Source organism: Collinsella sp. TF06-26, assembly GCF_002232035.1.
Lineage (GTDB): Bacteria > Actinomycetota > Coriobacteriia > Coriobacteriales > Coriobacteriaceae > Collinsella.
In genome coordinates this window covers 98,044-123,237 of the sequence record NZ_NKXR01000001.1, presented here as the reverse complement: position 1 = coordinate 123,237, position 25,194 = coordinate 98,044, and the positions used below count along the sequence as shown (strand labels likewise).

The following is a 25,194-nucleotide window of genomic DNA, read 5'->3' as shown; positions in this document are numbered from 1 at the left end:
AGATACGAACGGCAAGCGCACGCACACGTTTTACAGGCTCACGACCTCACCACGAGTGCGAAAGGCGGGACGAGTTGCCCCGCCCCGCCAATTACGACTTGTTCGCCGACCCGCTACTCCCCCAGCAGGGCCTTCTCGGGCGTGATCGGCAGCGAGCGGACCTGATGGCCGGTCGCGTGCGCCACGGCCGAGGCAACGGCGGCGAGCGGCGTGTTGATGACGACCTCGCCGATCGACTTGGCGCCAAACGGACCCGTCGGCTCGTAGCTCGGCTCAAAGGCCACGCGAATGCTGCCGATATCCAGGCGCGTGGGCAGCTTGTAGCTCATAAAGTTGCCGGTGCGCAGGCGGCCGCGGTCGTCGTGCTCGACGATCTCGTAGAGCGCGTGGCCGATACCCTGGGCAATGCCGCCCTCGGCCTGGACGCGCGCGAGTGCCTCGTTGATCACGGTGCCGCAGTCGACGGCCGCCGCGTAGTCCACAACAGTCACCTTGCCGGTGGCCTTGTCGACCTCGACCTCGGCAATGCCGGCCATAAACGGCGGAGGAGAAACGGGCAGGCAGGCAGAAGCATGCGAGGTCAGTGCGTCGCCGCCAGCGATGTTCTTGACGCACAGGTTGGCAAAGTCGCGCAGTGTGAGGTAGCGGTTCTGCTCACGAGCGGCACGCTCGTCGGACAGGCGCACGTACTGGCCGTCGAAGACCACGTCGGCGGCGTCAACGTCCCACATCTGAGCGGCCTTGGCGCAAATCTTCTCGCGCAGCTCGGTCGCGGCGTTCTTGGCGGCAAGGCCCGTCACGTAGGTACCGGAGCTCGCGTACGAGCCGGCGTCGAACGGCGACACGTCGGTGTCCACGCCGCGCACCACGATCAGCGAGCTCTCCACGCCCAGCTCCTCGGCGGCAATCTGCGCCAAGATCGTGTCGACGCCCATGCCGTTATCGGTGGCGCCGGTGCCGATGGTAATGAAGCCGTCCTCTTCCAGGCGCATGTCGATGCCGGCGATGTCCACGTTGGAGATGCCTGAGCCCTGCATGGTGAGCGCACAACCCAGGGCGCGCACACGGTCGCCCAGGTCGACGGCCAGCGGCTTGTCGCGCCAGCCGATAATGTCCATCGCGCGCAGCAGGCAGCGGTCGAGTGCGCAGGCGTTGAGCTTCTCGTTGTAGTACTGCGGCATGGTCTCGCCCTCGCGCACGATGTTCTTAAGGCGCAGGTCGGCGGGGTCCATGTGCAGCATGTCGGCGAGCTCGTTAACGGCGCTCTCCACGGCAAACTGGCCCTGGGTGGCACCGTAGCCGCGATACGCGCCGCCGCGGTTGGTATTGGTGTAGACAGCGTCCCAGCTAAAGCGGCTCGCCTTCACATGGTTGTAAATCGGCAGGCTCTTGTGGCCCGAAAGGCCGATCGTCGTGGTGGCGTGCTCGCCGTACGCTCCGGCGTTGGACAGCGTGTGCAGGTCGATGGCCGTGATGGTGCCGTCGTTCATGGCACCCAGCTTAACGGTCATCTGCATCTGGTGGCGCGAGTTGCCCGCGGTGATGGTCTCCTCGCGGGTGTAGCAGCAGTAGCTAGGACGGCCGGTCTGCTGGGTAACGAATGCCACGAAGATCTCGCAGCAGCCCGTCTGCTTGGAGCCAAAGCCGCCGCCGATGCGCGGCTTGATGACCTGCACCTGCGACTGCGGAATGTCGAGCGACTGCGCAACCATGCGACGCACGTGGAAGGGCACCTGCGTAGAGGTGGTCACCGAGATGCGGCCGAACGCGTCGGTCGTCGCGAAGGCGCGGAAGGTCTCCATGGGCGCAGTCTGCGTGGCCTGGCTGGTGTAGGTGCGCTCAAAGACGATGTCGCTCTGGGCGAAGGCCTCGTCCAGATCGCCGTAATCGCTGGTACCGCTGCACACCAGGTTGCGCGGGACATCGCCGCCCTGCGGGAACATAAAGGTCACGTCGCCCTCGGGGTGGACCACGATATCGTTATCGAGTGCCTGGGTAAAGTCGAGCAGGGGCTCGAGCACCTCATAGTCGACCTTGATGAGCTTGAGCGCCTTGTCGGCAGCCTCCTCGGTCTCAGCAGCGACGATCGCCACCTCCTCGTTTTGGTAGCGCACGAGGTTCTCGAGAATCAAACGGTCGTAGGGACTTGGCTGCGGATAGCTCTGACCGGCGATAGTAAAGCGGCGCTTGGGCACGTCCTCGTAAGTGTAGACGCCCACGACGCCGGGCACCCTCAGGGCGCGCGACGTATCGATGGAGCGGATCTTGGCGCGGGCATAGGGGCTGCGCTTGAGTTTGACGATCAGGGCCCCGGCGGGCACCATATCGCCCGTGTAGACGGGACGGCCCTCGAGCAGCGCCTTCGAGTCCTTCTTGGGCTGCTTATGGGTGATCTGCTTGTACGAGACACCGTCGCAGCTGGTGTCGTTGACCGGCAGTTCGGGCATCTCAAAGCCCACCTGCACGCCGGACTCGTTGAGGAAGCGGACAATGGCGCGCAGCTGGCTCTCGTAGCCGCTGCAACGGCAGAGGTTGCCGGCGAGCTGGCGCGACAGCTCCTCGCGCGTGGCGACGAGGCTCGGGTCCTCCTTGGCGGCGCGGGCAAGCGCCAGCACGTTCATGATAAGGCCGGGGGCGCAAAAACCGCACTGCTCGGCGCCTTCGGCAGCCATCGCGCGGGCAAGCGCCTCGGACTCGGCCTTGAGACCCTCGAGCGTGGTGATGGTGTGGCCCTCAACGCGGGCGGCGGGAACCGAGCAGCTCAGCACCGGGTCGCCGTCGAGCCACACCGTGCACAGGCCGCAGTTGGTGGTCTCGCAGGCGCAGCGCACCGACGCACAGCCCTGCTCGCGCAGCAGCGCAAAGAGCATAGTGTCGGGGGCAATCTGAACCTTGACCTTGCGGCCGTTGAGCGTAAAGGAAAGATCGATGAGTTTGGCAGCCATTAGCGCACCTCGCTAGAATCGACGCCGGGCACGCGGCGGCAGGAATACTCGTCCGTGGCAAACTTAGGAATCTGCACGGTCTCGAGCTCGCGGGCAAGCGCGGCAGAAAGCTCGATGCCGGCGGCACGACGCACGGCCTGGACGGCGAGCGGTGCCGAGATGCGACGGCGGTACTCGACCGAGCCCCACAGGTTGGTTCCGTAGCTCAGGGCACGCACGGATGCAGCAAGGGCGCGAAGCTCGTCCTCGGAAGGCTGCTCGCTGGAAAGGCCACATGCCTCGCCCTGCAGCAAGGTAGCGCGCAGCGGGCGGGCGCCCACGGTGACGTGCCAGCTGTTGTCCCACCAGGCGGCGGTGACGTTTAAGGAGGGGAAGTCGGTCGCGGCCTTGCGCACGGCCTCATAGCTCGCGCGGTAATCGTGCTTGACGACCACGACATGCTCGATCACGTCACGTACGTAGCCCATGTCCACGAACTCCGCGAGCGGCACGCGACCGGCGCCCGTCAGCTCAACATAGGAATCGAGCGCCAGGAACGCCGAGAGAACGTCCGAGAAGCCAAAGCGGCCGTAGATGCTGCCGCCCACCGTGGCGGTATTGCGCAGCTGCACGCCCACGATGTCGTGGACGGCGAACTCAAAGACATTGTTGACAAGCGCGTTGAGCCTGGCATGACGCTCGAGCTGGCGCAGGGTGCACATGGCACCGATGCGAAACTCGGTCTCGGTCTCCTCGATCTGATCGAGTCCGCAGGCCGAAAGGTCAATCGCCGTCGCCACGCGACGCGAACCCAGACGCATCCAGATGCCGCCGCCCACAATCTTGTTGTTGCGGTTCTTCTGCAAGAGCTCATAGGCTTCGGCCGCGTTTCCAACACGGACGTAGGTACCGAACTTGAGCACGTTCTCCCCCATCTCTTCACTTGTCCAGTACCTTTAAGTGTACCAAACGAGGGGGCACAGCTCGTGTCGGGACAAAATGAACCGTTTTCCTCCGTCGCATGCGGATCAAAAAAGGCTCCCAGCCAAGATGACTGGGAGCCTTCTGCGATGCTATGTCGAGCGACAATTTAGCAGACGCCCTGGGCGAGCATGGCGTCGGCGACCTTCAGGAAGCCGGCGATGTTGGCGCCCATGACGAAGTTGCCCTCCTCGCCGTACTCCTTGGCGGTGTCGTCCACGTTGTGGAACATGCCGCGCATGAGCTGCTCGAGCTTGCCGTCGACCTCCTCGAAGGTCCAGGACAGGTGCTCGGCGTTCTGGCTCATCTCCAGGCCGGACACGAGCACGCCACCGGCGTTGGCAGCCTTGCCGGGCATAAAGGCGACGCCGTTCTCCTGGAAGTAGGTCGTGGCCTCGATGGTCGTGGGCATGTTCGCGCCCTCGCCGACCACCTTGCAGCCGTTGGCGACGAGCGCCTGGGCGTCCTCGAGCAGCAGCGTGTTCTCGCGAGCGCAGGGCAGCGCGATGTCGCAGGGAAGCTGCCACACGCCACGGCCGTCGCCCTCGTGCCACGTGGCATTGGGCTTCTCGTCGACGTACATAGCGAGCGTGACGCCCTTGTCGTGGCCAGAGCGCTTCTTGTTATAGACATGCTCGAGCACGGTGTAGTCGATGCCGTCGGGGTCCTCGACCCAGCCGTGGGTGTCGGAGCAGGCCAGGACCTTGCCGCCGAGCTGGGCGACCTTCTGGACCGCGTAGATAGCGACGTTACCGGAGCCGTGAACGACGACGTTCTTGCCCTCAAAGGACTCGCCGCGGCTCTTGAGGTACTCGTCCACAAAGTAAACCAGACCGTAGCCGGTGGCCTCGGTACGGGCAAGCGAGCCGCCAAAGGAGAGACCCTTGCCGGTGAGGACGCCGGTCCACTCGTTGGTCAGGCGCTTGTACTGACCGAACATGTAGGCAACCTCGCGGCCGCCAACGCCCAGGTCGCCGGCGGGAACGTCGGTGTTGGGGCCAATGTGGCGAAAGAGCTCGGTCATGAAGGACTGGCAGAAGTGCATGATCTCGTTGTTGGACTTGCCCTTGGGGTCAAAGTCGGAGCCGCCCTTGCCGCCGCCCATGGGAAGGGTGGTCAGGCTGTTCTTGAGGATCTGCTCCAGGCCCAGGAACTTGAGCATGCCCAGGGTGACCGTCGGGTTAAAGCGCAGGCCGCCCTTGTAGGGTCCAATAGCAGAGTTGAACTCGACGCGGTAGCCGCGGTTGACCTGGACCTTGCCTTGGTCGTCGACCCAGGGGACACGGAACATAACGATGCGCTCGGGCTCGACGAGGCGCTCCAGCAGGGCGGCCTCCTCGTACTCGGGATGGGCGTCGAGCGCCGGCTGGATAGTGCCGAGGATCTCGGTCGCGGCCTGGATGAACTCAGGCTGCTCGGGATAGCGGGCCTTGAGCTCGTCGAGAACTTTCTGCGTGTAGCTCATGCTTCCTCCAATTGATGGAAAAGAAAGGTGTCGTTCGCGGCGTCCCATGTGCCGCGAGCTTTATCGAGTATGGATAATATCGCACTGTTGCAGCAAAGTTTCGCATAAGCCGACAAGCGGATGTTTCGTTTTGATTACGATGCAGGTAGAAGCGTTTTTGAGTGCCTGACGTGCAAAACCCGTGTTTCAAACCTGTTTCGTCCACGTGTTCCAAACCACCACATTGGGGACAGGCACCTTTGTGGTGGTGTTGGTGGTTAGAGGACGAGCTGATGGTAGTCGGCGGGGGTTATGCGGCCCTCGGTGGCAGCGCGGAAGGCAGCGAGTGCATCGCCCGAGAACGGCATGGCCCAGCACAGCCCGCAGCCGGCGGTAATGGAGCCTGGCAATGGCATAATGCGCCCGGGCACGCCGGCATCCAGGCACAGCTGCTCGCATTCCATCACATCGAACGTGCTGTCGAACGATACGATGATCTTGCGTTCGTGGTCGAGGGCATCACCGGACGGGCCTTCGCGGTGTGCCTCACGATACGCCGCGGCGGTCGCTTCCTCTTCCGCAGTATGCCCGCAGCCTCCGCAGCCGCAGGTACAGGGTTCGGACCCGTCGCAAGTGCAAGGTTCTCCCGTGTCGGGACAAATATCGTGAGACATGGCAACTCCAATCGTCTAGGCAAGCAACTCGGCCGCCGCAAACTCCTCGGGCGTATTGACGTTCTCGAAGCAGAGCGTGGAGCCCGCGGCCTGAACGATCTGCGGCTCATCCATATAACCAGCTTGAACGCGATTGATCAGGCAGCGAATGCGTTGGCGGTCGCAGGCGAGCAGCTCTTGGGCAACCGGCGCGCACGCGTCACGGCGCCAGACAGCGCAAAGCGGCTCAATCCCCCGCTCCTCGCGCGGCACGCACACATCGAGCGCCTCGGCCTCAACACGATCGGCAAGCGCGCCGATGAGTTCCGGCGAGACAAACGGCATATCGCAGGCAACGATCGCCACGTTCGGCAATCGAGCCGCAGCCAACGAGCTCGCGATGCCGCGCATGGCGCCCGCCGACCCTTCAATATCTGCCACCACACGCGGCACCAGACCGCCAAACGCGTGCTCCTCAAGATAGACAAGCTCGCTGGGACGCGACGTCGTCACGACCAACTCGCCGGCAACTGACGCCAGCCGGCCCAGCACGCGCTCGATGAGCGGTTCGCCGCAAAACGCCATGCGCGCCTTATCGCAGCCCATACGCGACGACAGCCCGCCCGCCTGGACGACACAAGAAAGATCGGCACGTCTTACGGTAGTCATACGGCAAAACACCTCCATCGGCATGCTCAAAACCCGGCACGCGAAGCCAAATACCGTCGCCGATAAAGCGGACGGCACGGCAAACCCGTGCAAAAACAAAACAGCGCCTTTGCGGCACGCAGCAAGACCGCGAGCACAAAAGCGCTGGTAGTGTATGGCGGGAACGTATGTGAATCGAACACATCCAAGACGTTTTGCACGCCTCGCAACGGTTTTGAGGACCGCGGAGCCCACCGGAGCCCATCCGTTCCCAAGTGCGGCGGTATTTTACCAAACCGAGCAGGCTAGCTAGCGTAGGGACCTCAGGCCGCCGGCTTCCTTGTCGAGCACCGTAAAGCGCACGGCATCCAGGTGCTCCAAGATGCTGATGGCGCGTTTGCGCGACACACCCAGGGCCTCGCGCAGCACGCTCGTGGTGGCAGCGCCGCCGGCATCGGCGATAGCGGCGGCGACAAGCTCGCGCGCGTGCGACTCCACGGTGGCGGACAAGGCAACGTCGCGCTCGACCTTCACGATGGAACGGTTGAGCGAAAGCTCGCGCAGGGCACGCGTCATGGTGTCGCGATCGAGCTGCAACCGCTCGCCCATCTCGGGCAACGTCGGTGCATCGAGGCCGGCTTCATCCAGCAAGGCAACGATACGTTCGCAGGCCTCGCGCACCACACGCGCCGCGGCGGCAGCGGAGTGCGGGTCGAACATCTCGGCGCCCTCGGAGGCACACACGCCGCGCGAGCAGCCCTCGGAAATCAGGGCTGCGGCAACCGTATCATCAGCGGCAGGCCACGCAGCATGGGCAACGGCGCCGGGCGTAAAGCCCGTCTCCTTGGGAGCCGCCGCATGCATGGCTGACAGGGTCGCCGCCAGGGCATCCATCGCGCCGTCGAGCACCGCGGCGTCCGCCAAGAGGTCCGCATCGCCCGCGGCAAGCTTGCGAACGGAGCCCTGCGCCACCAACCCGCGCAGTGCGGCATCGACCTCGCCGACACCAAGATCCAAAGCCACGGCAACATCAACCGCCGTAACCGGCAGCATCTGCAGCGCCAGCCAAGCGCCCACACCGCCCGCGATATCGCCGGACTCGAGCGCCGCAAACAGTGCGCGCTCGCCGGCAGAAAGCTCGCGCGAGCGACGGCAGCGCGAAAGCAGCACGCGCCCGCCGCCAATAAGCATCACGGGCGAATAGGACAGCACCACGGCATGGTCTCCGGCTCGCAGCGGCAGCGGCTCCTCCAAGCGCACCTGTACGGTACGGGTCTCGCCCACCGCCATGGGGGCCTCGCCCTCCATGAGCATGATGCGACCGACAACCTCGGCCGTACCCGCCATCACATGCACGCGCGCGCCCGACTCGAGCACGCGCGGCTTGGCACCCTCGCGGCCCAGGTAAGTGAACACCATCATAAAGCGCATCGTCTGGCCAAAGCGACCCTGCACGCCGAGCATCTCTCCGCGATCGAGCGCGGCGACGGCATCGCCCACCAAGTTGAGCGCCACACGCTGACCGGGCAATGCCCGCGGCGTATCGCCATGCACCTGAATCCCGCGCACGCGACAGACCGTACGCGACGGCAGCGCGACGAGCTCATCGCCCACCGCAACCGGCGCATCGTGCAACGTTCCCGTCACCACGGTACCGGCGCCCTTGATCGTAAAGCAGCGGTCGATGGGCAGACGCGGTGCGGCATCGGTGAGCTCGGCACGGGCACGGCAGGCACCCCAGCAAGCGACAACCTGCTCGTCGAGCGCAGCCAGCAGGTCATCGATTCCCGCACCGGTCTTGGACGACACGGGCACGATCGGCACGCCCGCAAACACGGTGTCCGACAAAAAATCATCGACATCGAGCTCGGCAAGCTCAGTCATCTCGGCGTCGGCCAGGTCGCACATCGTCAGCGCGACCACCATGTGTGTGATGCCCAGCAGCTCCAGCACATGCACGTGCTCGCGGGTCTGCGGCATCACGCCCTCGACGGCCGAAACCACCAGCACGGCCACGTCGATACCCGTGGCGCCCTGCACCATAGCGCGCAGGTAATGCGCGTGGCCCGGCACGTCGACCAGGCCGACGATCTTGCCACTCGGCAGCGCCAGCTCGCCAAAGCCAAGCTCCACGGTCATACCGCGACGGCGTTCAACCTCCAGACGGTCGGGATTCTTGCCGGTCAGCGCCTCGATCAGTGCCGACTTACCGTGGTCAACGTGGCCCGCCGTGCCAACGATAACGGGACACTCCACCAGCGCCTGAACCTCACTCATCGAACAATCGCCTTCTCAACGCACGCGACGAGCGTCGATGCCGCCGTCTCGATATCGCGATCGCCCACGAGCGTACGGACGTCAAACAAAATGCGATCGTGCGAGGTTCGCGTGACGACCGGCGTGTCGAAGTCCTGGACAAGAGAGCGCTTGAGCGCATCGACCGTCAGGCGCTCGTCAACAAGACGCACGGCAACGCACATCGTGGGCAGCTCCACGGTAGGCAGCGAGCCGCCACCGGGCGTCGACGATTCCTCGACGATCTCCACCTGAACGGCGCACGGGCAACCGGCCTTATCGAGCCCGGAGACCATACGATCGCGCAGCTTGCGGGCACGTCGTTCCAAATGGGCCTGCGGCAGCGTAAGCATGCTGAGCACCGGCACCTCGCGATGGGCCACGTCCGCCCCGTCCATGTAGATGCGCAGCGTGGCCTCGAGCGCCGTGAGCGCCAACTTGCCCGGGCGCAGGGCGCGCATAAGCGGATGCGACCCACAGGCCTGGACCAGATCGCGACGACCCATGATAATGCCCGCCTGTGCGGCACCGAGCAGTTTATCGCCCGAGCACGACACCAGATCGAGCCCTGCCGAAACCGAAGCCGGCGTGGTTTCTTCGCCGCCGCGCACCAAGATGTCGTCGGGCAACAGCGCGCCCGAGCCCTGGTCCTCGTAGAACAGCAGGCCATGCTTGTGAGCAAGCGCCGCAAGCTCCCGAGAGCCCACCTCCTCGTGAAAGCCCTCGATGCGATAGTTGGAAGGATGGACCTTGAGGATCATGGCCGTATCGGGCGTGATGGCGCGCTCGTAGTCCGACAGGTGCGTGCGGTTGGTGGCCCCGACCTCGACGAGTTTGGCGCCCGAGGCCTCCATGACGTCGGGGATACGGAAGCTGCCGCCGATCTCGACGAGCTCGCCACGGCTCACGATGACCTCTTTGCCCGCGGCATGGGTGGCAAGCACCAACAGCACCGCGGCGGCGTTGTTGTTGACGACCAGCGCGTCCTCGGCACCGGTGAGCGAGCGGATCAGTTGCGCGGCGTGCTCCTTGCGCGACCCGCGCGAACAGGTGTCGACGCTGTACTCGAGCGTGCTATACCCGCGCGCAACCTCGGCCACTGCCTTTGCCGCCGACTCCGCGAGCGGGGCACGGCCCAGATTGGTATGGATGACCACACCCGTGGCGTTGACGGCGGGGCGCAGGCTCGGCAGCGCGGAGCGATGCGCACGCCACTCGATGGCCGAGGCCAGCTCGCGCTTGGAACGCGGGGCGGCACCGGCGCGAATGGCGGCGCGCTCCTCGTCGAGCTCGGCCGTCACGGCAGCATGGACCACCGCGTCGCAGGTCTCCCCCGCCGCCTTCACAACCGGCCACTCGGCAAGCAGCTCATTGACGGAAGGAATGGCGCGCAGGCGGGCGCGCACCTCATCGGACATGTTCTGGCTATCGCTCATGTGCGGCCTTTCAAAAGAAACGTGGATCAGTCGAATACATCAGCTGAGTCAATTACTCGTCATTATCCCCGCACGCGACGATCTTTTCCACGCGAACGGCGTTTTCCTGGGTGAGCGCGGCACCCGTCAACGGGTCCCAACGCAACGGCGTATGGTCGAGCGGGCCCACGCCCAAGCCTTGAGCGCCACCGGCATCGGCGCCAAACGAACGCCCACCGGGGGCGGCCGAGGTGAAGATGCACGCCGGATGCAGATACGGCGTCGTCTCCACACGCACGCGGTCGCGGCCCATATCGCTCACGAGTTCGACGATCTCGCCGTCGGCGATGCCCATGTGCGCAGCAGCATCGGCATTCATCTGCACGGCATCCAGGTCCGACCCAGCCTCAGCGGCACCTTGGGCTGCAAGCCTTCGCGAGGTATGCGACTCAAAGGGACGGTTGCCGCTAATGAGGCGAAACATCCCCGGGCCAGGCTCCACCATGGGAGCGATCCAGTTGGGCACGCGACCCAGACCGGCGCGTTCCCATACGTCGCTTGCCAGCGCGATCCTGCCGCCGTTCAAGGGAATCACCGGCTCGCCCGTACGCGACGGCAACGCAGCACCCGTGTCGGCCCAGCCGCGCTCCTTGAGCTCGTCCAGATTGATCCCAAAAGGCGCCACCTGGGCAGCCGCCAGATCGTCAGATGTAAACTGGAAGTACTCGCCCGCGCCACACGCATGCGCCAGACCGGCAAAAATCTCCCGACCGGGACGTGTGTCGTCATGCCGCACAGGCAGCACGGCGTTGCGGTAGAACACCCGCGCATCGTTGACGCCCACGACTGTGCCCACACCGCGGTCGGCCTCCAGATACGTCACGTCGGGCAGCACGAAGTCAGAAGCACGCGCCGTCTCGGACCAGCGAATATCAATCGTCACGAGCAGGTCAAGTTGTTCCAGAATCGATAGCCACGCCCCGGCGTTGCCATAGCCCGCACCGGGGTTACTGGCATAGACGATGAGCCCACGCAAATCGCCGGCCAGTATCGACTGGCCGATGGTCGTGCACAGGCCGCGCACCGGATCGACCAGTGGATAGCGCTCGGACCCCAGCTTGGGCCCACGCGGCACCGGCGGCGTCGCAAAGCGCGTGGGATCGAGGTCGCCCAACACAAGCGGCGTGGGCGGATTGAGCGCGCCGCCCGCATGCCCGATACAGCCCAGCAGCACATCGACCAAGCAGATAGCGCGCGCGGTCTGGGTGCTATTGGCATACGCGATACCGATGCCACCATGAAAGCCCGCATCGACCACGGCGGCAGGCGCGGCCGCAGCCAGATCGCGCGCCGTGGCGACAATCTCTGCGGCCGGCACGTCGCACATCGACTCGGCCCACTCGGGCGTCCAAGCACGGGCCGCCTGCGCCAGCTCGTCAAAACCCGTGGTATAGCGGGTCACGAACTCGTGGTCATACAGGTCCTCGGCAATCAAGACATGCGCAATACCCAACAGCAGCGCCAAGTCGCAGCCCGGGCGCACGCGCAGCCAGCGGTCGGCAAGTGCAGCCGAGCCGCTGCGCCGGGGGTCAACCACGATAATCTTCGCCCCACGGCGACGGGCATCGTTGAGCGCATCAACGGCCCCCATCGTCGACGAATCGACAATGGAACGCCCCAAATACATGATGCAATCGGTATGTGCCAGGTCGGAGGCGGGACTGTAGCCCAGGCTGTGCTCCCAGCCGGTAAGTCGGCTTACCTCGCAGGCACCGTCGGCTCCGTATACGTTGGGCGAGCCCAGCGCATGCATAAAGCGATACGCCCAGTAGCGGTCGAACGAGGGCACACCGAGCGTCATGCCCAGCGCACGCGGACCACGCTCGTCAATAATCCACCCAAGGCGCGCCGCGATCTGCGCGAACGCCTCGTCCCACGAAATCGCATCGAACCCCGAGCCATCAGCTCGTCGGCGCATGGGGTGCACGATGCGATCGCGCTCGTCAAACGGCATGTCCAGGCGATGCCGCCCGCGGGCGCACAGGGCACGCGCCGCGCATGGATGCCCCGGCACCGGCAACTCGGCCACCACGCGACCGTCCTCAACGCGGGCCGCAAAGGCGCAATCGGCATAGCATCCCCCGCATGTGGTCACCACGGCGCGACCGTCACGCTTCACAGCAGATGCCATCTCGATTACCCCTTTCACCAGCCAAACACAACAGGTCAACAGCCCGGCAACGAGCCCCAGACCAAAAAAGCCTCCCGCACGGCAACGCCCCGCGGGAGGCCCAACGTCAAACAGACGATACCTTACGCCTCGGACTTCTTGGCGTAGATAAACCAGTAGCCGAGCGCGACCAGAACCGCACCGCCCACAATGTTGCCCAGCGTGGCAGCGGACAGGTTAAACGCAATGCCCGCAACGTTGAGCGCATCGGCGCCGGCGACGTCGGCACCATAGCCGCACGCGTGCATCACGGCACCCATGGGCAAAAAGTACATGTTGGCGACACAGTGCTCAAAACCGCAGGCCACAAAGGCAGCGATGGGCAGCAGAATGCCCACAACCTTATCGACCACGGTCTTGCCGGCGGTACCGATCCACACGGCCAGGCATACAAAGATGTTGCACAGGATGCCGCGGAAGAAGATCGTCACCCAGTCGATCGTCACCTTGCCAGCGGCGACGCTCACCATGGAATTGGCGACCGCCTCGCCGTTGAGCTTATAGATGCCGGCCATGTACACCAAAAAGACGATGAACAGGGCACCGACAAAATTGCCGACCCACACGACGACCCAGGCCTTGAGCATCTGAGCCAGGGTGATCTTTTTGCTCTTGAGCGCACAGACCATAAGCGAATTGCCGGTAAACAGCTCGGCGCCGCACACCAGTACCAGCACCAGGCCCAGGCAAAAGCACAGGCCGCCCACGACGCGCTGGGCACCCCAGCCCAGCGTGTTGTCGCTCAAAAACACCGTAAAGAACAGGCCGCCGAAGGCAATGAACGCACCGGCGAACATTGCCAACAGAAAGGCCTTAGCGACCGGCAGGTTGGCCTTGGTCACGCCGGCGGCCTCGGTCTTGGCCTCGATCGCGGCGGGCGCCAGGCAATCGGGAGCGGGATACTCCACATTGGAATCTGCCATGTCAATCACTTCTTTCCTAATCAGCAGGGACAAGTGAACCTATTGCTCTTGCCCCAAGCGGACAAAGTGGGAAAAGTCGTTGGCGGCCACGGCGTCGTACACGGCGTCGACGGCGTCAAAGACTTCCGGGGACATGGGGTTATAGAACTCCGTGTCGCCCGGCTGAATCCCGACGAAGACGATATCATCGCACGATTGCTCAATCTCTTCGATCAGAATCGACAAGGGAAGCGAATGCGTGGTGAACATCGACTTGCGGGCCACATCGCGCTTGTCGAGCAAACGGATGGACCCGACGGGCAGCGCCATGTCGGCGGCATCGACCAAGACCAGGCGAGGCGGACGCTCGCGCTTGACCTCGATGATGTCATCCTCGGGCGTTTGGCCACCGTCGATGGTGTACCAACCGGCAATGGGCGCGTCCTCCATCTTTTTGGAGAGCACGGGGCCGGCGGCATCGTCGGCACGCAACACGCTTCCCGCCGTGAGCACAATGCCCGCAAACGGGGCGCCGTTCACACGTCCGTCCACAACGCAACCCATTACTGCAACCTCCCCGTCAGATACACGCCCGACACATCGCGCACGCGCTCCACCAGATCGCGAAACTTCATCAGAAACGCGACCTGCTGGGCATGTAAGCCAAAGTCGTCGTCGAACACCGAGATGCCGGCCTTGGCCGACCCGCGAAAACCGCGCTCGTCGAGCAGCGCATCGCAGGCCTCGAGCAGCGACGGCACCGCCGCCTTGTCGAGCTGGCACTCACCAAAGGAGCGGATGGCCTCAAACTTGGTCTTGGCCTCCCCCTCCGGCAGCGCGTCGATAAGCGTATAGAACACATCCACCGGCACCGACAGGCGCGGCTCAAAGCAGTCGAGCACGCCGGTGTGGTGGCCCACGGCGAGCGTGTAGTACAGCACGTCGCAGGCCTCCTGGGGAACGTCTTCCTCGGTCTCCACAAACTTACGCGTGAGCTCGTAAAAGACCACCTGGTCGGGCGCATGGCCCAGGCAAGGGTCGGCGACGCCCTCGGCAGCCTCGTCGCTTGCGCGCGAGGCATCGCCAAAGGAGCCGCCGAGCATGCCGGGGCCCGCAAAGTAACCAGAGCGGTCCGTGAGCTCCATCTAGCGACCTCCGGCCAGCACCAGATCCTGCAGCGCCGAGTACACCTCGACGCGGCGCGGATCGTCCTGCTTGTCGATGAGCAGCGCCATGGCACCGCGGATATCGCCCTTGGGCGCGCCCTCGAGCGTATCCATAAACTCGTTAGCCAGGTCGCGGCCATAACGGTAGCCGCTCATGGCGCGAGCCTCGCGCTCGATGGCAACACGCAGCTTGTACGGCACGCCGGGGTGCAGGATATCAGCCTGCTCGCCGGCGGCCTCCACCGTGGTCTCGGCATGGAGCTTTTGGTCCAGCAGGCCGAGCGCCATAGCAAAGCCGTAGATGGTCTGCGCAGGGCTGGGCGGGCAGCCGGGGATGTAGACATCGACGGGCAGAATCTTGTCCGTGCCGCCCCAGACGCAGTAGTTGTCGTAGAAGATGCCACCGGTGCAGCCGCACGCGCCATAGGACACCACGATCTTGGGATCGGGCGCGGCCTCAAAGGCGCGCAGGGCCGGCATGCGCATGGCACGCGTCACGGCGCCGGTGTACAGCAGCACATCGGCGTGACGGGGCGAGGGCACGACCTTGATGCCAAAGCGCTCGACGTCGAAGACGGGCGTGATGGAACCAAAGATCTCGATCTCGCAGCCGTTGCAGCCGCCGCAGTCAACACGGTAGACGTACACCGAGCGCTTGATCTTCTTAAGAAGGGTCGCCTTGGCCTTCTCGATGCTCTCGTCGAGCTCGATCTTGGTCGGGCGGTACTGAAGCCGCTCGGGCAAAAGCGTGGGTTCGGCCATGGTTACTCCTCCTTCGTATCAAAATCCATGATGATGCCCTCGACCGGCGCAGGACCGGCGGGAATCTCGGGCGCATCGGGGTTGATCTCGCGGTCGATATACTCCGGGTTCACGCCGTGGCCGCCCAGATACTCCATGCCGGGGCCCTGGGGCTCGCCGGACGCAAGCGTCTCGTTGGCAGCCATGCCGCGCGCGTTGCCGGTCTTGACGGCCGAGGCGGCGCGCAGGGCGTCGAGCTCGCGCTTGCACTCCTGGCACATACCGACGGTACGGGCGGCCTGGATAGCCTCCATGCCGCCGGACTTTTGCAGCAGGCGCTTGGCGTAGTCGATCTCCTTGTGCGGGGCAAACGGCTTGCCGCAACGCGAGCAGTGCTCGAGCGTATAGACGCTCTTGCTGGTGAGGTCGTCCTTGCTCATAACAGCCAGCTCAAACTCCTCGGTGAGCTTGATGGCCTCCATGGGGCAGGCTTCCTCGCAGCGGCCGCAGAAGATGCAGCGACCGTAGTCGATCGACCAGGTGATGGTATCGGCCGCAAGGTCGGTGTCCATGCGAATGGCATCGGCCGGGCACGCCACGCCGCAGGCACCGCAGGCGATGCAGAGCTCCGCGTTGTGCTCGGGCTTGCCGCGCATGTCCTTGTTGGTGGGGAACGGCGCAAACGGGTACTTGACCGTCGCGTCTCCGGCCTTGGCGTTAACCTTCCAAAGCTTCAGCATATTAGAGCGCCTCCTCATCGAGCGGAGCGGCCATGGTGCCCTCGCCCGCAAGCGGCGACTTGTCGCGCCAGACGTTCTCGAACTGCTCCTTGTCGAGCACGTGGTCGCGCTTGGCGGCGACATCGGTCACCGTCACGCGGTCGGTGCAGGAGTAGCACGGGTCGAGCGAGCCGACGATCAGCGCCGCGTCGCCCACGGTGTTGCCGCGGAACATGTAGCGCAGGACCGGCCAGTTGCTGTACGTGGCGGCCTTGGCGCGCCAGCGGTAGCACTTCTGGTTGTTGCCGAGCATCGCCCAGTGCACGTCCTCGCCGCGCGGCGCCTCGGTGGCGCCGATGGCGTACTTGTGCGGGGTGTACTCCCAATCCGTGGTGAGGATGGGGCCCGACGGGCAGTTCTCGAGCATGGTCTCGATCATGTCGATCGAATCGTAGACCTCCTGGATGCGAACGGCGGTACGGCCGAAGGCATCGCAGGTGTCGGCCGTGGCGGCGTGCATCTTTTGGACGTCCGGATCGGCGTAGCCGTCGAAGGGGTGGTCAAAGCGCACGTCGCGGGCATAGCCCGAGCCACGCATGAGCGGGCCGACCGGCGAGAAGTCGCGTGCGATCTTGCGATCCAAGATGCCGATGCCGCTCGTACGCTCAATGAAGTTGGGCGTGGAGAGCAAGACGTCGACGAGCTCCTGGACCTCGGAGCGCAGCTGGTGGATGGTCGTGAGCGTGGAGAGCTTCTGCTCGGCCAAAATGTCGCGACGCACGCCGCCGATCACGTTGAGACCGTAGGTCTTGCGGTGACCGGAAAGCTTCTCGGCCAGGTCCATGGACTTCTCGCGAACGCGGAAGAACTGCTGGAAGCCGGAGTCGAAGCCCGTGTAGTGCGACGCCAGGCCAATGTTGAGCAGATGCGAGTGCAGGCGCTCGACCTCGAGCATGATAGCGCGGATGTACTGGGCGCGCGGCGGAACATGAATGCCCTGGGCGCGCTCGACGGCCTCGGCATAGGCCACCGAGTGGGCGCAGCCGCAGATGCCGCAGATGCGGTCGGCAAGGAACGTGACGGCATCATAGTTCAGGCGCGTCTCGGCGACCTTCTCCATGCCGCGGTGCACGTAGAACAGACGGTAGTCGGCGTCGACGATCGTCTCGCCCTCGACGAACAGGCGGAAGTGGCCGGGCTCGTCGGAGGTAATGTGCAACGGGCCCATGGGGACAAGCGTCGTCTCCTTGCCCTTAGTGTCGGCCAAGAACTCGTAGTTTTCCATGTCGCTCGCGGGAGCGGGACGGAAGCGGTAGTCCATGGAGTCCTTGCGCAGCGGATACAGACCGCTGGGCCAGTCATCGGGAAGCACCAGGCGGCGACGGTCGGGCAGACCCTTAGGGATCAGGCCGAACATGTCGCGAAGCTCGCGCTCGCCCCACACGCAGGCGGGGACGAACGGCGTCACGGACGGGAACGTCATCTTGGCGGGATCGACCTCGGTGCGCACGGTCACCCAGCCGGGGTCCTCCCCCTCCATGGAAATGACGTAGTACACAGCGTAACGGCCGCACAGACTGCGCTCATCGTTGCCGATGATCACGGGAATCCAGCCGTAACGCTCGTAATACAGGTAGTGGACGGCCTCGGGCAGCTTGTCCTGCTTGACGGTAATCGTCAGCTGGTCCTCGCACTGCCACTCGACCTTCTCGATGCAGCCCGGAACGGCGCGGCGCAGGGCCTCGACATGGCTCTCGCAGCGACGGGCATACACCTTGTTCTCAGTTTCAATCATTCGTTACTCCACCTCGCTCTGAGCGGTCTCGGTACCGAACACAGCGCGGTACATCGGCGTCGCGTGAAGTTCCTCGGTGCTCTGCTCGAGCACGATGCCGGTCGCAGTCTCCACACCGTGCACGAGGGGCAGCGGGGTGGCGATGCCAAACCACAAGATCATGACAGCCAGGATGATTTCGGGGATAAGCATGAGCACCGGGGCCTCATGCTTGCCCATGCCCTGGGGCGCATGGCCGAATACCGACTTGAGTGCGATGCGGGTGAGCGCGGAGATGGCCACGGTAAGACCGAGGGCGACCACGACGACCAGCCACATGGGACCGGCGGTAACACCGGCGACAAAAGTCAGGAACTCGGAGATAAACATGCCAAAGGGCGGGAAGGCGGCAAGACCGAGCAGCGCCAGGATGGCGAGCGCGGCGGTTGCGGGGGCAACCTCGACGACGCCCTGGATCTTGGCCAGGCTACGCGTGCCAAAGGCGTGCTGGATGTTGCCGGAAACGCAGAAGGCAAGCGTCTTGGTAAAGCCGTGGAACACGCAGTGCAGCAGGGCCGCGGCGATACCCAGCGGGCCACCGATACCCAGGCACAGGGCGATAACGCCCACGTTCTCCACAGACGAGTACGCAAAGCGGCGCTTGAGGTCGTCCTGGCGAAACATCGAAAGTGCCGCCACCAAAATGGACAGCGTGCCGACGATCAGCAGCAAAATTTGCGGATACTCGGCGCCCACGGCTTGGATAGTAAAGCCGTAGAAGCGCATGATCACAAGCATGGCGCACTTAAGCAGCACGCCCGAGAGCAGGGCCGAGACAGGGCTCGGGGCCTGGGAGTGGGCATCGGGCAGCCAAGTGTGCATGGGGAACAGGCCGGCCTTGGTGCCAAAACCGATCACGACAAACGCAAAGGCGAGGCGCATGAGCGTCGGGTCGAACTGATCGGCATACGGCAGCACGCACGACAGGAATGCGGCCTCGTGGGCATTGGGAATCACGTCGGCGGCGTTGGCGTAGATCAGCAGCGTACCGAACAGGCCGAAGGCCACGCCGGCGGTGCAGACCATCGCATACTTCCAAGAAGCCTCGAGGGCCGTCTTGTTCTTGTAGATACCCACGAGGAACACGGTGGAAAGCGTGGTTGCCTCCACGGCGGCCCACGTGAGGATCATGTTGTTGGACAGGCACGCGAGCAGCATGGTGAACACAAACAGGCTAAACAGCGCAAAATACTGCTTGGCGCGCTCGGCGGGCATGGAGCCCTCCTCGATATCGGCCTTTACATAGGGCAGCGAGAACAGCCCCGTAAGAAAACCGATAAAGCCGATGAGCAGCACAAAGATGGCGCCCAGCGAATCGAGGTGAAACCACAGGTCAAGAGCGCTCGCGGTGTCGCCGCTCATAAGGACGTCACCGGCCGTCATAATCGACAGCACCAGGACGGCTGCGACGGAGACCAGGTTGAGACCGGCAAACACGTTATAGGATGTGTTCTTGGGCAAAAACGCCATGACCAGCGAGAACACCAAAGGAGTCGCGAGCAGGGCGAGAATCAACGTTTCCATGGACTACCCCCTCAGCTCGGACAGGTCGCGCGCATCGAGCGAGTGGGAGTCGTCCCAAATGCGACGCACGACGATGGACATGATGATGACGGCAAAGATGGCGTCGGTGGCGATACCGATCTCGATGATCTCGGGAGCGGTGGGGGCCAAAAGCGCGAGCGTCACATGGCTGCCGTTTTCCATAAGGCAGTATCCAAAGATCTGCTTCATGATGTTGCGCTGCGAGATGATGCAGGTGAGGCCCACAAAGAAGTGAGCGAAGCTAATGGCGAGCGCAGGCGTTGCGACCTCGGCCGTGGGCAGGCTAATCTGCGTCACGACGGCAAAGCAGATCGCGACCTCGACGGCGATGATGCAAATGGCCCACGCGGGCTTAAGGCCGGCCTTGAGCGATGCGTCGCTCGGCTCGCCCATCTTCTTGTATGCGCGGTTGAGGATATAAGGGACCAGGACGACCTTAGTGATAAAGGCAGATCCGGCCCACATAAGCAGCTCCTGCGCACCGGTGGTGACACCGAGCGTAGCGAGCAGCCCCACGAGCACCAGCGACTGCACCGCATACCAGCGGATGGCATGTTTGATGTTCTTGGAGACGACCACCATGGTGGACGTGACGATCAGAAGGCCGCCAAGGATGTTGACGATCGAATAACCCATGTCGTTCTACCTCCTAACCGATCCAGCTGGCCGAAAGCGGGCCGCTGACGATGACCATGATGATGAGCACGATGAACACGAACGCCATCGCGCGGGGAAGCGGGGCTCCCGCAGCGACCTCTTCGCTCGGCTCGCCGGGCAGGCAATAGCCCATCCACTTAAGGAACCAGGCAAAGGTGGCGACGGTCTCGGCAACCATGATGCACACGAGCACCAGAATCGCGACGTTGCCGGCACCCACAGAAAAGCCGCCGGCGATGATCTGGAACTTCGAGAAGAACGTGTTCATGGGCGGCACGCCGGCAATGGCGAGCGCGGCGACACCAAAGCCCACGCCCGAGATCGGGTACTTCTTTACGATGCCGCGAAGCTTGGGCAGCATACGCGTACCGAGCGTAAAGGAGAACGAACCGGCGATCAGGAAGAACAGCGTCTTCGCGAAGGCGTGGTTAAAGATGTGGCAGACGGCGCCATCGAAGGCGAGCTGGCTGCCAAAGACCGAAAGGCCCAGACCAAAGAACACGTAGGAGAGCTGGGCGATCGTGGAGAAGGCCAGCAGACGCTTCATGTCCTTTTGCGGCAGGTACATAAGGAAACCAAAGAGCATAGTGACCATGGCGTCGATAATGGCGACCCAGCCCACGATCTCGGGAACCTCTCCGGCAGAAACGAGCGCACGCGCGAACACGCACACGCCGACCTTGACCATCGAGGCGCCATGCAGGTAGGCCGAAACAGGCGTCGGCGCCTCCATGGCCGAAGGCAGCCACATGTACATGGGAACCTGTGCGGACTTGGCCCAGGCTGCAAACAGCACGAGCAAAAGGACGATAGCCTTGAGCTTGGCATCGAGGCCGGCAATCGCGGTAATGGCGAAGGTGCCGGTGTGGGCAAACACGATGGCGGCGCCCAGATACAGGCCGAGCGCACCGATATGCGTGATGATCAGGGCCTTCATGCCGGCCTTCTTGGCCGTAGGCGTCATGTAGTAGCTAATGAGGCCCCAAGAGCACGCACCCGTGATCTCAAAGAACACGAGCTGGCCCAAAAGGGTCGAGCTGTACACGAGGCCGGCCATGGCGCCGATGAAGGTCGCGAGGTACGCGTAGAAGCGACGACGCGGCGCATCGGGATGCTCACGGTTATTCTCGCTCATATAGGGAATCGAATAGATCACGACAAGCAGGCCGATACCCACAAAGGCGGGCGCGAGCAGCGTGCTCATGCGATCGAAGGTGAATCCCATGACGAGGGTCTGCCCAAACGAGATCAGAGGGACCTGCGTGTCGGGCATGCCGGCGCCGGCGAAATTCGCGGCGAGGGCGATGGTGCAGACCGTCGAGACGGCGGCACCCAAAACGCTGAACCACTTGGCGTACGGACGGGGGAACAGGGCGACGAGCACCGAGGCCACCATCGGGGCCGCGATAGCGACCAAGCCGAGAAGGGACAGACTGACTGCAAATGACATTGTTTCTCCCTTCTCCTACACGCCGACGACCACGAAGACAAACGCCAGAACGGCGATCCCCACGACGGCCCAGGTCTGATTGCCGAGCACCTTAAAACGCGAGCGCGAGCAGGAGTTCTCGATCACGCCGCACACGACAAAGTCGATAAGGCACTTCACCAGGAAGATGGCCGCGCCCAGAACGGCCGCGATGCCCACGGTCGCGGGCTCGCCCCAGGGGACGAAGATCGCGCAGAACCAGGCGACGACCAGGACCTGCTTCATGGACATGGCGAGCTTGGCCATCGCAAGCGACGGTCCGGAAAGCTCGGCGAGCGGACCTTCCTGGAGCTCCTGCTCGGCCTCAGCCTGGTCAAACGGCAGCTTGCCGAGTTCCATGTAGCAGGCAATCGCAAAGGCGATGCCGGCGAGGATCACGGCGACCGGCGCGTCGACGGCACCCGTCATGATGTGCTGACCCATGGTGGCGATGTCGGTGGAGCCGCACACCAGGGCGGCGGCAAACAGCGCCAGCAGCATGGACGGCTCGATGAGCACGCTCATGAGCAGCTCGCGAACGCCGCCGATACCGGCGTAGGCGTTGGACGAATCCACACCGCAGAGGGCGAAGAAGAAGCGGGCGAGCGCCAAGCTATACATGATGGTGATGGCGTCACCAAAGACCGGGATGGGGCTTTGTGCCGTAAAGAGCGGCAAGCCCATCGCGAGCATAAAGGCGACGGCGAAGAACAGCGGCGGCATGATGCGCAGCGCAAAGCTCGCGTCCTCGCTCTGGGACTCGGGGCGCGCAAAGAGCTTGGCCAGGTCGCGGTAGTCTTGCATGATGCTGGGGCCGCGACGGTTGTGCATCTTGGCGCGGATCACGCGACCGAGACCGGAGAAGAACGGCGCGACGGCCATGACGACCACGCCCTGCAGAACGGCAAGTACGATGTTGTTCATGCTCTCCCCTCCTTAACCCATTTGCACGGCGAGCACGAGGAACACCACGAGCGCCGCGACGATGTAGCAGATATAGATGCTGTAGTTGCCGCCCTCGAGCTTAGTCGCGAGGTCGGCGAGCTTCTCGACACCCTTATGCGGGGCATCGACGAGAACCTTGTCGGGTACGGGCTCCACAGCCTCGGCCACACCGGTGAGCTTCTGGAAGAAGTGCGCGATGGACCAGCAGACGGCCGTGCAGCGGTCGCGCAGCGTGTAGAGCGGCTGCATAAACCAGGACACCTCGGAGGCAAAGGTCGTGGCCACGACGGGCATATGCTCGTTGGGAGCATAGCCGCATGCCCACGGCTGGGACTTCTGCACCTTGCCGACGGTCTTGAGCTTGCGATAGCCGCAGGCAAGGCCGACAAGCACCACGAGCGCAATAGCGATCGCGGGCGTGGAGGTGGCAGCGCCGGAGTACTGGTTCATGAGCTCCATGCCCTCGGCGGCAAACACGCCACCGTACGGATGCAGCACGGACGCGGCGACATCGACCAGCACGGGCGCGATCACGGGAGCGCCAATGCCCAGCACGACGCAGATGGCCGCGAGCAGGCCCTGCGCAAACACCATGGGGGCGGGAACCTCCTTGGCATTGGCCGCGGCCTCGGAGCGGGGCGCGGAGGCAAAGGAGACGCCATAGGCCTTGACGAAACACGTGACGGCCAGAGCGCCGGTAATGGCAAGCGCGACGGCAGCGAACACGGCCACGATCATGACGGCCTTGTCGCCCTGCATAGCGGCGTTGAACAACGACTGGTAGGTAAACCACTCGGACACAAAACCGTTGAAGGGCGGGATGGCCGAGATGGCAAGCGCGCCAATAAGGAAGCAGATGGCCGTTGCCGGCATACGACGGAACAGGCCGCCCATCTTCTCCATATTGCGCGTACCCGTGGAGTACAGCAGCGCACCGGCACCCAAGAACAGCTCGCCCTTAAACATCGCGTGGTTAAACGTGTGGTAGAGGGCGGCCATCAGAGCCAGGACGGCGATGCCGACCGAGTTGAGCGCCATGGCGGCCATGGAGGCGCCGACGCCGAGCAGAATGATGCCGATGTTCTCGACGGAGTGATAGGCCAGCAGGCGCTTGATGTCATGCTCCTGCAGGGCGAAGGCCACGCCGAGAACCGACGATATCGCACCGAAGACCATGACCATAAGGCCCCACCAGACCTGAACGCCCGAGGCGGAGAGCAGGTCGAGACCCACCTTGAGGATACCGAAGATACCGATCTTGATCATGCCGCCGGACATGAGGGCACTCACGTTGGACGGCGCCTCGGGATGTGCCTTGGGCAGCCAGCCGTGCAGCGGAATGATACCGGCCTTGGCGCCAAAGCCAAAGAAGGCAAGCACGAAGCACACGGATGCGACCGCGGGGCTAAACTGCGTAGCGCGGAAATCCGCAAAGGCAAACGAGCCACCGGCGAAGTTGGTCATGGTGAGGAAGCTCGCCATGATGAGCACAAAGCCCACGTGCGCGATCACAAAGTAGAGCCAACCGCCATGGATGGAGTTCTCGTTCTCCTCGATCACAACCAAGAAGTAAGAGGTCAGCGACATGAGCTCAAAGGCGACCAGGAACCAAAACACGTTGTCGGCGGTGATGACGAGCATCATGGACGCCACGAAGGTGTTAAAGAAGAAGCCGGCGCGGCCCTTTTTGCCCGGGTACTCATCAAAGTAGTTGAGACCGTAGATCGAACCGGCAAACGCGAGCACCGAGATGAGTGCCACGAACAGACCGGACAGCTGATTGAGCAGCAGCTGGAAATGGGCAAACGGGAAGAACACGATGGTGTCGACCGACGCGACATTGCCCAGCACGGCCTGGATACCGGCCACAAACGAAAGCACCGCGGCGACGGCGCCGACAAGGCAGCCGGCGGTCTTGGCGGCGTTATCGGCTTTGATCAGCAGAACCGAGGCGAGCGCACCGATGCACGAGACGGCAAGCGATGCGATAAACAGCGTCATGCTATCCATTGTTTACGCTCCCTTCTGCTTTCTCGGACAGGCCCTGGGCCACAGCGGTGACGTCGACAGCCGGACCGTTTTCGATCGAGCGCAGGCGCTTGGCCTCGTCGAGCTCGCGATCGGCCGCGCCGCCCATGACGGTCAGCGCCTTGGTGGGGCACGCCGCCACACAATGCGGGCCGTCCGGATCGAAGGCGCACAGGTCGCACTTAACGGCGCAGGTGTACTGGCCAGGAGCCCACGTAAGCAGGCTACTCAGGGACTTAGGATACGAAGGCGTCGGGTCGCACATGCCTGCGACACCGGCGATAGACGTGCCATCGGGATGGATGGCTCCGAAGGGGCACGCGATGGCGCACAGCCTGCACCCAATGCACTCCTGCTCCTTGACGCGGATGCGGTCGCCATCGTGCTCGATGGCATTCACCGGGCAAACCTCGGCGCAGGGGGCACCCTCGCAATGGTGGCAGGCAAGGGCGGCCGAAATACCGCCGGTCTTCACGAGCGCCAGGCGCGGCGTATCCTGAAGACCCTGCATCCGGTGGGCGTCGGCACAGGCGGACTGGCATGTTCCGCAGCCGATGCACCTCTCCGGGTTGATGTCGATGAAGCGGTTCATCCCCACT

General features: G+C 63.9%; 20 protein-coding genes and 1 tRNA gene. All 21 read right to left on the bottom strand.

The window, feature by feature from the left end; translation table 11 throughout:
• Positions 1-113: 113 nt before the first annotated feature.
• Positions 114-2,945 (bottom strand): molybdopterin cofactor-binding domain-containing protein, encoded by a 2,832-nt coding sequence (locus tag CHY22_RS00500; protein ID WP_089571646.1) that lies wholly within the window; start codon positions 2,943-2,945, stop codon positions 114-116.
• Positions 2,945-3,847 carry an FAD binding domain-containing protein gene (locus tag CHY22_RS00495; protein WP_199408708.1) on the bottom strand — a complete coding sequence of 301 codons (903 nt, stop codon included), beginning with the start codon at positions 3,845-3,847 and terminating at the stop codon, positions 2,945-2,947. Before CHY22_RS00495 ends, CHY22_RS00500 begins: the two co-directional genes overlap by 1 nt.
• A gap of 167 nt (positions 3,848-4,014) precedes the next feature.
• Entirely contained in the window at positions 4,015-5,370 is a 1,356-nt protein-coding gene (gdhA, locus tag CHY22_RS00490) for an NADP-specific glutamate dehydrogenase (protein WP_089571644.1), read from the bottom strand.
• Positions 5,371-5,627: 257 nt separating this feature from the next.
• Positions 5,628-6,023: a DUF3343 domain-containing protein gene (locus CHY22_RS00485; protein ID WP_089571643.1), complete on the bottom strand. Its 396-nt coding sequence runs from the start codon at positions 6,021-6,023 to the stop codon at positions 5,628-5,630.
• Positions 6,024-6,038: 15 nt separating this feature from the next.
• Positions 6,039-6,671, bottom strand: a complete 633-nt coding sequence (locus tag CHY22_RS00480; protein WP_158551146.1) for a molybdenum cofactor guanylyltransferase — start codon at positions 6,669-6,671, stop codon at positions 6,039-6,041.
• 155 nt (positions 6,672-6,826) lie between these two features.
• Positions 6,827-6,923 (bottom strand) — tRNA-Sec (locus CHY22_RS10030).
• A gap of 36 nt (positions 6,924-6,959) precedes the next feature.
• On the bottom strand, positions 6,960-8,927 hold the full coding sequence (gene selB / locus CHY22_RS00475) for a selenocysteine-specific translation elongation factor (protein ID WP_089571641.1): 1,968 nt from the start codon (positions 8,925-8,927) through the stop codon (positions 6,960-6,962).
• Positions 8,924-10,381 (bottom strand): L-seryl-tRNA(Sec) selenium transferase, encoded by a 1,458-nt coding sequence (gene selA / locus CHY22_RS00470; protein WP_199408709.1) that lies wholly within the window; start codon positions 10,379-10,381, stop codon positions 8,924-8,926. The genes selB and selA overlap by 4 nt, the downstream gene beginning before the upstream one ends.
• 52 nt (positions 10,382-10,433) lie before the next feature.
• Positions 10,434-12,551, bottom strand: a complete 2,118-nt coding sequence (locus tag CHY22_RS00465) for a molybdopterin-dependent oxidoreductase (RefSeq protein WP_089571640.1) — start codon at positions 12,549-12,551, stop codon at positions 10,434-10,436.
• A gap of 122 nt (positions 12,552-12,673) precedes the next feature.
• Entirely contained in the window at positions 12,674-13,513 is an 840-nt protein-coding gene (locus tag CHY22_RS00460) for a formate/nitrite transporter family protein (RefSeq protein ID WP_089571639.1), read from the bottom strand.
• Between the two features lie 39 nt (positions 13,514-13,552).
• Positions 13,553-14,056, bottom strand: a complete 504-nt coding sequence (gene hycI / locus CHY22_RS00455; RefSeq protein WP_089571638.1) for a hydrogenase maturation peptidase HycI — start codon at positions 14,054-14,056, stop codon at positions 13,553-13,555.
• Positions 14,056-14,637, bottom strand: a complete 582-nt coding sequence (locus CHY22_RS00450; RefSeq protein WP_089571637.1) for a formate hydrogenlyase maturation HycH family protein — start codon at positions 14,635-14,637, stop codon at positions 14,056-14,058. Before CHY22_RS00450 ends, hycI begins: the two co-directional genes overlap by 1 nt.
• The gene (locus CHY22_RS00445; RefSeq protein WP_022095195.1) at positions 14,638-15,420 is read right to left on the bottom strand and encodes an NADH-quinone oxidoreductase subunit B family protein; all 783 of its coding nucleotides are present in this window, start codon (positions 15,418-15,420) and stop codon (positions 14,638-14,640) included.
• A gap of 2 nt (positions 15,421-15,422) precedes the next feature.
• Positions 15,423-16,139: a formate hydrogenlyase complex iron-sulfur subunit gene (locus tag CHY22_RS00440; RefSeq protein WP_089571636.1), complete on the bottom strand. Its 717-nt coding sequence runs from the start codon at positions 16,137-16,139 to the stop codon at positions 15,423-15,425.
• 1 nt (position 16,140) lies between these two features.
• Complete coding sequence (locus CHY22_RS00435; RefSeq protein WP_089571635.1) at positions 16,141-17,913, bottom strand: hydrogenase large subunit; 1,773 nt, start codon at positions 17,911-17,913, stop codon at positions 16,141-16,143.
• 3 nt (positions 17,914-17,916) lie between these two features.
• Positions 17,917-19,476 (bottom strand): hydrogenase 4 subunit F, encoded by a 1,560-nt coding sequence (locus tag CHY22_RS00430; RefSeq protein ID WP_089571634.1) that lies wholly within the window; start codon positions 19,474-19,476, stop codon positions 17,917-17,919.
• 3 nt (positions 19,477-19,479) lie between these two features.
• On the bottom strand, positions 19,480-20,133 hold the full coding sequence (gene hyfE, locus CHY22_RS00425) for a hydrogenase 4 membrane subunit (protein ID WP_089571633.1): 654 nt from the start codon (positions 20,131-20,133) through the stop codon (positions 19,480-19,482).
• Between the two features lie 13 nt (positions 20,134-20,146).
• Entirely contained in the window at positions 20,147-21,604 is a 1,458-nt protein-coding gene (locus tag CHY22_RS00420; protein WP_089571632.1) for a hydrogenase 4 subunit D, read from the bottom strand.
• A 15-nt stretch (positions 21,605-21,619) separates the two neighbouring features.
• Positions 21,620-22,546 (bottom strand): NADH-quinone oxidoreductase subunit H, encoded by a 927-nt coding sequence (locus CHY22_RS00415; protein WP_089571631.1) that lies wholly within the window; start codon positions 22,544-22,546, stop codon positions 21,620-21,622.
• Positions 22,547-22,558: 12 nt separating this feature from the next.
• Positions 22,559-24,577 (bottom strand): hydrogenase 4 subunit B, encoded by a 2,019-nt coding sequence (hyfB, locus tag CHY22_RS00410; protein ID WP_089571630.1) that lies wholly within the window; start codon positions 24,575-24,577, stop codon positions 22,559-22,561.
• Complete coding sequence (locus tag CHY22_RS00405; protein ID WP_089571629.1) at positions 24,570-25,187, bottom strand: 4Fe-4S dicluster domain-containing protein; 618 nt, start codon at positions 25,185-25,187, stop codon at positions 24,570-24,572. Before CHY22_RS00405 ends, hyfB begins: the two co-directional genes overlap by 8 nt.
• Between the last annotated feature and the right edge of the window lie 7 nt (positions 25,188-25,194).

Coding starts and splice junctions, on each gene's coding strand:
- CHY22_RS00500 (WP_089571646.1), bottom strand. CDS start 2,945: ATGGCTGCCAAACTCATCGATCTTTCCTTTACGCTCAACGGCCGCAAG.
- gdhA (WP_089571644.1), bottom strand. CDS start 5,370: ATGAGCTACACGCAGAAAGTTCTCGACGAGCTCAAGGCCCGCTATCCC.
- CHY22_RS00485 (WP_089571643.1), bottom strand. CDS start 6,023: ATGTCTCACGATATTTGTCCCGACACGGGAGAACCTTGCACTTGCGAC.
- CHY22_RS00480 (WP_158551146.1), bottom strand. CDS start 6,671: ATGACTACCGTAAGACGTGCCGATCTTTCTTGTGTCGTCCAGGCGGGC.
- selB (WP_089571641.1), bottom strand. CDS start 8,927: ATGAGTGAGGTTCAGGCGCTGGTGGAGTGTCCCGTTATCGTTGGCACG.
- selA (WP_199408709.1), bottom strand. CDS start 10,381: ATGAGCGATAGCCAGAACATGTCCGATGAGGTGCGCGCCCGCCTGCGC.
- CHY22_RS00465 (WP_089571640.1), bottom strand. CDS start 12,551: ATGGCATCTGCTGTGAAGCGTGACGGTCGCGCCGTGGTGACCACATGC.
- CHY22_RS00460 (WP_089571639.1), bottom strand. CDS start 13,513: ATGGCAGATTCCAATGTGGAGTATCCCGCTCCCGATTGCCTGGCGCCC.
- hycI (WP_089571638.1), bottom strand. CDS start 14,056: ATGGGTTGCGTTGTGGACGGACGTGTGAACGGCGCCCCGTTTGCGGGC.
- CHY22_RS00450 (WP_089571637.1), bottom strand. CDS start 14,637: ATGGAGCTCACGGACCGCTCTGGTTACTTTGCGGGCCCCGGCATGCTC.
- CHY22_RS00445 (WP_022095195.1), bottom strand. CDS start 15,420: ATGGCCGAACCCACGCTTTTGCCCGAGCGGCTTCAGTACCGCCCGACC.
- CHY22_RS00440 (WP_089571636.1), bottom strand. CDS start 16,139: ATGCTGAAGCTTTGGAAGGTTAACGCCAAGGCCGGAGACGCGACGGTC.
- CHY22_RS00435 (WP_089571635.1), bottom strand. CDS start 17,913: ATGATTGAAACTGAGAACAAGGTGTATGCCCGTCGCTGCGAGAGCCAT.
- CHY22_RS00430 (WP_089571634.1), bottom strand. CDS start 19,476: ATGGAAACGTTGATTCTCGCCCTGCTCGCGACTCCTTTGGTGTTCTCG.
- hyfE (WP_089571633.1), bottom strand. CDS start 20,133: ATGGGTTATTCGATCGTCAACATCCTTGGCGGCCTTCTGATCGTCACG.
- CHY22_RS00420 (WP_089571632.1), bottom strand. CDS start 21,604: ATGTCATTTGCAGTCAGTCTGTCCCTTCTCGGCTTGGTCGCTATCGCG.
- CHY22_RS00415 (WP_089571631.1), bottom strand. CDS start 22,546: ATGAACAACATCGTACTTGCCGTTCTGCAGGGCGTGGTCGTCATGGCC.
- hyfB (WP_089571630.1), bottom strand. CDS start 24,577: ATGGATAGCATGACGCTGTTTATCGCATCGCTTGCCGTCTCGTGCATC.
- CHY22_RS00405 (WP_089571629.1), bottom strand. CDS start 25,187: ATGAACCGCTTCATCGACATCAACCCGGAGAGGTGCATCGGCTGCGGA.